Here is a 6,469-nt window from a genome sequence, read left to right on the forward strand (position 1 = left end):
AGCCCACCTTTGGAGCCCACCGGGTGGGCTAGGGTTTGGGCTTACGCGCCACTGGGTTTGCAGTTTTTCGCTATTTTTGTCGCCCACTGGGTGGGGTCCTACGACGAGGGGGATGGCGAGCCACCATGAATTTGCGAAAACGTGCACACTAGCGCCCCCGAACCTTCGACCATGGCCCGCATGCGCCTGCCGACCGTCACCGCTGCCTTGCTTGCCGCGCTGGCCGCCCTCCCGGCGGAGGCGGCGGTGCCGCCGCGCAGCGACAAGACGCTGGTGGAGCTGATCGACAGCACCATGGGCACCCTGCCCAATGCGGTGGACCAGCTGGCGGCCAAGGTACCGGGCGGCCTGCACTCGACGCCGGATGCCCCCTCGCAGATCGTCCGCAGCGCGCCGTTCGTCACCCGGGATGGTTTCCGGGTTTCGGCCCTGGAGGTGCGCGGGTTCAACGAGGGCGGCGACGTGCCGATGGCCCGGTTCACCTCGATCCAGCTGGAGCAGCGGCCCTGCTTCACCCGCCAGGACATCGCCGGACACTTCCACGTGGCGAGCTCGGAGACGACGCTACCGACCGCGCCGTCGATGCTGCCCAACCGCTACACCATGATGCAGATGCCGTGGGGCCGCCTGTCGTTTGGCAGCTCCCAGGAAAGCGGCAGCTGCGTGATCGCCATCGTCGGTGATGCCACCGGTGGCCTTGCCGGCGTGCAGATGCCCCTGCCACTGCCCCAGCCGACCTCGATGCCCGGCATGCCCGACCTGCGCCGGACCTGGCCGATGCCCGCCAGCGCCTATCCGGCCAGCCCTTATCCCGCGGAATGAAGCAAGGCGGGTGAGAGCAGCCCGCTGACGCGTTCGATCCGATCCTCCGGCACGGCGGGCGAGAACAGGAACCCCTGTAGTTCGTCGCACCCGGCATCGCGCAGGAACTGCCGCTGCTCCTCGGTCTCCACGCCTTCCGCGACCACGCACAAGCCCAGCGCCGAGCCCAGGTTGGAGACGGCCCGCACGATCGCTGCCGAGTCCTCCGCCAGCGGCGCCATCTGCACGAACGAGCGGTCGATCTTCACCTTGTCGACGTCCAGGTCCTTCAGCAGCGTGAGGCTGGAGTAACCCGTGCCGAAGTCGTCCAGCGAGACGCGCACGCCGGCACGACGCAGCCGCTTCAGCAGCAGGGTCGCCGCGCCATCGGCATGCACGATCGCGGTCTCGGTGATCTCGAGCTCCAGCCGCCGCGGCGGGAGGTTGGTCTCGGCCAGGATGGACAGCACCGTATCGGCGAAGCGGCTGTCACGCAGCTGCACGGCACTCACGTTCACTGCGATGTACAGGTCGTCCACGCCCTTCATCCGCGCACACGCCGTGCGCAACACCCATTCACCCAGGCGCCCGATCAGGCCGGTCTCTTCGGCCACCGCCACGAACTGCACCGGCGGGACGACGCCCAGCTTCGGATGCCGCCAGCGCGCGAGCGCCTCCAGGCCGATCACCTTGCCGTCGGACGCCCGCACCATCGGCTGGTAATGGCAGCTGAGGCCTTCACCGGTGCGCATGGCTTCCTCGAGCGCCAGCTCCACTTCACGGCGGTGCGCCAGCGAAGCGTCCAGCGCGTCGGAAAACACGGTGTAGCGGTTGCGCGCCTTCTTCGCCTCGTACAGCGCGCTATCCGCCTTGCGCGCCATTTCGCCGGAGGTGACGGCGTCGGCGCCAATGCGTACCACGCCGATCGACGTGCCGATGAAGGCCTTCGCGGCAAGCACGTCGAACGGCGTCGCGGCAAGCGTCAGCATGGCATCGGCCAGCGCATCCAGGTCCAGATCGCCGCTGTCCTCGACGAGCACGGCGAACTCGTCGCCACCGATGCGCGCGACAACATCGTTCGCGCCCACCGCATGGCGCAGCCGCTGGCCGAATTGCACCAGCAGCTCATCGCCCACGAGGTGGCCGTAGGTATCGTTGACCTTCTTGAAGCCATCCAGGTCGAGGTAATACAGCACCGCCCTGCCCCCGTTCTCCGCGGCGCGCGCCACGCTCGCATCGAGGCGGCTGAAGAGCGCCGTGCGGTTGGAAAGACCGGTGAGCGCGTCATGGCAGGCCAGCCAGCGCACATGCGCCTCGGATTCGCGTAGCTCGGTGATATCCGTGACCGACGCGAGCACATGCGGCTCGCCATCCAGTTCGATGCAGGTCTTGCGGGTCAGCAGCGTGCGCACCCTGCCCTGGAAATCATGCACCGCCTCTTCCGATTCCACCACCTCGTGGCTACGCAGGACGGCGTCATCGCCCCGGGCGAAGCGCTCTGCCTGCTCCGGGGGAAACATATCCGCGTCGGTCTTGCCGAGCACATCGTCGGGCTGGAAACCGAAATAGTCACAGCCCATGCGGTTGACGAACACCCAGCGGTGCGCCGCATCGCGCACGAACATCGCCGTGGGCATCAGTTCAAGCACTTTCGACCAGTTGGCAAGGTCCTGGATCACGCGCGCCCCCGTGCTTCGTTAACGGCCAATCTGCGACCCATGTCGTGACGTGGGTGTGTGCGGTTCCGTTTATGTGCGCGCGGGGTTTCGAGGAATGCACTAAGTCGGCAAGAAAAGCGCGGCGCGGATACGCGCGCGCAAGGGATCAGCCGGGCGGTCCGTCACGCCAGCGGACGATGGTATAGAGGCTCTGCCGCGGGTCGCGCTCGGGCACCGCCACGGCGAACAGGACCGTCGCCTCCACCAGCGAACGCGAACCGTGGCCGTCATCCGCCAGCGCCCGGAACGTGATGGCCCGGCCAGGCAGCGCATCGCCAAGCGCCAGGCCACCTGGCAGGTTCTGCAGGGGGGTACCCGGGGGTGCGCCATCGCGCGCTGCGATCACCGCGCGAGCCGATTCCAGGTCCAGGCCGCGAAGGGTGGCCATGGCCAGCAAGGGCGCGAACTCCGGCTGCGGGGTCTGGCGGCCCGACCAGATCGTTATGGCGGGTTCGATCCGGCCATACAAAGCCGGGTCCATGCCGGGCAACGCTTGCAACTCTTCTACCGCGGCGAACGGCACCGGACGCCGTGCCGGGGTGTTCGGCGGCTCCTGCGACGCCAGCCCCGGTGTCGCCGACGTGCCATCGTCAGCCACCGGCGCACCCACCATGCCTCGCGATGCCTCCACGCGGCGGCGCAGGGCCGTGGCGCGCGAATCCGCGCACCCGGCGGCAATGAACAACGCCTGCAGCGTCCGCGAATCGGCGCTATTGATGTCGACCTTGCCATTTTCGTCCTGGATGCCCACGGCCACGTGCATCCCGTCGAAGTCGAAGGCGAGCGAGCGGCCGTCGCCGGGCAAGCCGGCACCGGACGGCGGTACGTCACTCATCTCCGCCAGCACCGCTTGCCGCCGGCGTGCGTCGATCGTGGCGATACCGCGCATGATCCCCGCTTCCGCCGCATAGCGGGCCCGCTGCTGGCCCAGGGTGAAGCGCGTCTGCAGCGCCTCGACCCGGGCGATGCTCGCGAAGCCGCCCACCAGGATGGCTAGCAAGGTGCACGCCCAAAGCACCACGAGCAACGCGACGCCTTGCTGCCGAATCTTCATGGCACCCCCGCAAGGCGAAGTGCCGCCCACTGCACATTGACCGCGTCCGGGTCCTGGCGAAGGGCGACCACGACGGGCGGCCACGCATCACGCCCCTCCTCCGGAACCACGCTGATTTCAACGGCGCCGGGCAAGACCGTCGGCGTCGTCCATGCATCGAGCCACGTGGAAGAGCCACGGGCGGCATAGCGCAGCCGCAGCGTTCGCACGCGGGCCAGGAGGACATCCTGCGCGCCGGCGGTCACATCGGACTGACTGCCGGGTAGCGGGGAGAAATGTGCCTCCAGCGCCTGCCCCTGCGATGCCTCATTCGCGAGGGCCAGTTCAATGCGCTGCGGACCGAGCTTGCCAAGGTAGCCTGGCAAGGTGGACACGAATCGAACGTGCGTGGCATCACCTTCGAATACGACGGGCGCACCTCGTTCGTTCAACATCCAGGGCAGCGCAGTGGCTGAAGCCAGCTGGCGGCGCAGGAATTCCCGCGCGCCGCGCACTTCATCGAGGCGCGCGATGATCGACGCGCCATGACCCGTGGCCAGCGTTGTCGAACGCACGCCCGAATAGACGCCAAGCAACAGGATGGCGAGCAAGGCTAGCGCCGCCAGCACCTCAAGCAAACTGAAACCGCGGGCGCGCCTCATGGGCCAGCTACCGAAGTCATCGATGCAGGCGCGGGCTCATCCTGCAGGCGCAGCGTGGCGAACGAAGCATGGCGCTCGGTGCGGCCTTCGTGCCAGCGAATATCCAGATCGATGCGATACACATGCAAATCGGGGGTCTGCCCAGGCGCGGGCGCCTGCGCGCGGGTGACGGTCCGCCATTGGAACTGCGCGTCATACCGGCCTTCCCGCGTTCCCTCGCGCAGCGGCTCAAGGCGGCCGATCGCATCCAGCGTGGTGTCGGCGAACATCGCGACCCGGTTCAACGTGCGTGCATGCCCGGTCAGTTCCGTCGCGGCACCGGCTACGTGCATCACCGCACCAAACGCCAGGGCGAGCAGGAGAATGGCGGCGATCGTCTCGAGCAGGCTGAAGCCCGCTTGCGTACGCTGGCGACGAAGGGAGTAGGCGGCCATGCGGTGAGGCTTGCATTCCATCGTTTCAGTCGCGTGTCGTTGCATGGAAAAAAGGGGGCGGCACCACGGCCGCCCCCTCTATCCGTCCTTCCTGGACAACCACTCCCCTTAGATACCGACGCAGCCGTTGACCTTGGTCTGGCCGGTGGTGTTGGTCAGGTCAGCATTGCTCAGCCAGGCGTAGCCGGTAGCGATGCGGCCGATCTTCGTCACCGACGGGCGCGAGGTGGTGTTGTACGGCGAGAACATCAGGCCACGAACCGCAGCCGCGCTGGAACCGTTGGCCTGGGCATTGGCCAGCTGGTAGGTCACGGCAAGGATCGGGTAGCCCGTGGACGGATCGGCGTAGTCGTTCGGGTTCACCACGGCGATGCACTTGCTGGTGGTCGACAGCGCGTTCAACACCGGGCGGCCATTCGCGTCCGCGTTGTCGGCAATGACCTGGTCATAGGCAAGGTTCACGGCAACGGCGGTGGTGCCAAAGCCCGTCGACGGATTGACGGCCAGGCCGGAGTGCGAGTTCGTCACCGAGGCAAACTTGGCCGGAGCGGTCACACCGTTCGCAGCTTCAGCGTAGCCGATCGAACCGTTGGTCGCGTTGACCGCCGTGGTCACGCCAGCGTTGCCGCTCGCACCGACCTTGGTGGTCCACGCACCGAAGTACGCCTGCGCACCCAGCGCCTTGCCGGACGAATCGGTCGTACCGGTGAACGTCTGGGTCGTCGTGAACTTCGTCGCCGGCAGGGTGGCCGCAACCGGGTTGCCGTTGGAGTCGTTGTGCGCCGGCACGATGTTCGACGGGCACACCGCGGACAGGTGGTTGAGGAACGAGAACGAGGTGCCGCTACCGTCGCTGCGGTACACGATGTTGATCGGGCCCGACTGACCGGCGACCAGGTCCTTCCAATCGGTGATCTGGCCGGAGAACACGGCGCAGATCTGGCCTTCGGTGAGCGTCATCGTGTTGACGCCGGTCTTGTTGAACACCACCGCGATCGAACCCGCGATGGCCGGCAGCTGCACCGGCTGGGTGCCGGCGCCATGGCCGGTGACATAGTTGTTGAACTCGCTCAGCGACATCGGCGCGTCCGACGCGGCGAAGGCGGCCTGGGCGAGGCTACCGCCACCCGGGGCGGCGCTGAAGCCCTGCGGCAGGGCGGCGTTGCTCTCGAGGCACTGGCCGTTGACCTGGAAGTGCGTCGCATCGTTGCCGGCAAGGATCTTCTTGCCGGCGCCGCTGCCCGTCGGGCAATAAGAGACGCTGACGCCGCTGGTGGCGGCGGCATAGACGCCGAACAGCGAACCGGCGCCCGGGGTGATCGGGTTACCGATCGTGGTGGTGGCGGCACCGGTGTAACCGATCGCCGGCAGCGTGGCGCCACCGCCGACCAGGCTCTGGGCACCGGCGACAGAAGCGAGCGACATCAGCACCGCGCCCGCAACGAACTTCATGCGGGTGTTTCCCATCGAAAAATCGCAACGCATGGTGTATCCCCTTGCATAGAAGCCCCCCAAGTGGAGGCCTTGCAAGCATCCGCTCGCGCGATGACCTGCGCGTGTTACTGCGATGTCCGCGAATATGTTCGCTCAGTGACTTCGGCAAATGCGGAAACACGACTGCATCACACTTGCTGCGTAATGGACACATGACGCGTCACATAACAGGAAATGCATTTCCTACCCAGGATCTTGTGGGAGCGTGGGGTCACCCCGAGGGGGCCGGCCCGGCACCCCCAGCCCCCCCACGCCCCGCGCGCCCCCCCACCCCCCCGCCCCCGGCGGGGGGGGGTGGGGCCCCCGGAAGCGGCGGCGGGGCGAGGG

The 6,469-nt window shown here is 67.5% G+C and carries 6 protein-coding genes; 1 reads left to right on the top strand and 5 read right to left on the bottom strand.

The genetic code is table 11. The features are described 5' to 3' along the window. Positions 1–171 precede the first annotated feature (171 nt). A complete protein-coding gene (locus ACTHLF_RS06750) occupies positions 172–822 on the top strand; it encodes a hypothetical protein (protein WP_440325971.1) in 651 nt (216 codons plus the stop codon). Here ACTHLF_RS06750 and ACTHLF_RS06755 read toward each other — a convergent pair. From ACTHLF_RS06755 to ACTHLF_RS06775, 5 genes are all read right to left on the bottom strand, one after another. Continuing rightward, positions 807–2,480 (bottom strand): putative bifunctional diguanylate cyclase/phosphodiesterase, encoded by a 1,674-nt coding sequence (locus ACTHLF_RS06755; protein ID WP_440325973.1) that lies wholly within the window; start codon positions 2,478–2,480, stop codon positions 807–809. The genes ACTHLF_RS06750 and ACTHLF_RS06755 overlap by 16 nt on opposite strands. A 145-nt stretch (positions 2,481–2,625) precedes the next feature. Further along, positions 2,626–3,573, bottom strand: a complete 948-nt coding sequence (locus ACTHLF_RS06760; protein ID WP_440325975.1) for a general secretion pathway protein GspK — start codon at positions 3,571–3,573, stop codon at positions 2,626–2,628. Beyond that, complete coding sequence (locus ACTHLF_RS06765; RefSeq protein WP_440325977.1) at positions 3,570–4,214, bottom strand: prepilin-type N-terminal cleavage/methylation domain-containing protein; 645 nt, start codon at positions 4,212–4,214, stop codon at positions 3,570–3,572. The genes ACTHLF_RS06760 and ACTHLF_RS06765 overlap by 4 nt, the downstream gene beginning before the upstream one ends. Next, positions 4,211–4,648 carry a prepilin-type cleavage/methylation domain-containing protein gene (locus tag ACTHLF_RS06770; RefSeq protein WP_440325979.1) on the bottom strand — a complete coding sequence of 146 codons (438 nt, stop codon included), beginning with the start codon at positions 4,646–4,648 and terminating at the stop codon, positions 4,211–4,213. The genes ACTHLF_RS06765 and ACTHLF_RS06770 overlap by 4 nt, the downstream gene beginning before the upstream one ends. Before the next feature lie 108 nt (positions 4,649–4,756). Continuing rightward, positions 4,757–6,100: a substrate-binding domain-containing protein gene (locus ACTHLF_RS06775; RefSeq protein WP_440325981.1), complete on the bottom strand. Its 1,344-nt coding sequence runs from the start codon at positions 6,098–6,100 to the stop codon at positions 4,757–4,759. Positions 6,101–6,469 lie beyond the last annotated feature (369 nt).

This window comes from Luteibacter sp. (assembly GCF_051958795.1).
Taxonomy (GTDB): Bacteria; Pseudomonadota; Gammaproteobacteria; order Xanthomonadales; family Rhodanobacteraceae; genus Luteibacter.

Excerpts from the sequence above, each read along its gene's own strand:
- ACTHLF_RS06750 (WP_440325971.1), top strand. The coding sequence starts at position 172 with ATGGCCCGCATGCGCCTGCCGACCGTCACCGCTGCCTTGCTTGCCGCG.
- ACTHLF_RS06760 (WP_440325975.1), bottom strand. The coding sequence starts at position 3,573 with ATGAAGATTCGGCAGCAAGGCGTCGCGTTGCTCGTGGTGCTTTGGGCG.
- ACTHLF_RS06765 (WP_440325977.1), bottom strand. The coding sequence starts at position 4,214 with ATGAGGCGCGCCCGCGGTTTCAGTTTGCTTGAGGTGCTGGCGGCGCTA.
- ACTHLF_RS06770 (WP_440325979.1), bottom strand. The coding sequence starts at position 4,648 with ATGGCCGCCTACTCCCTTCGTCGCCAGCGTACGCAAGCGGGCTTCAGC.
- ACTHLF_RS06775 (WP_440325981.1), bottom strand. The coding sequence starts at position 6,100 with ATGAAGTTCGTTGCGGGCGCGGTGCTGATGTCGCTCGCTTCTGTCGCC.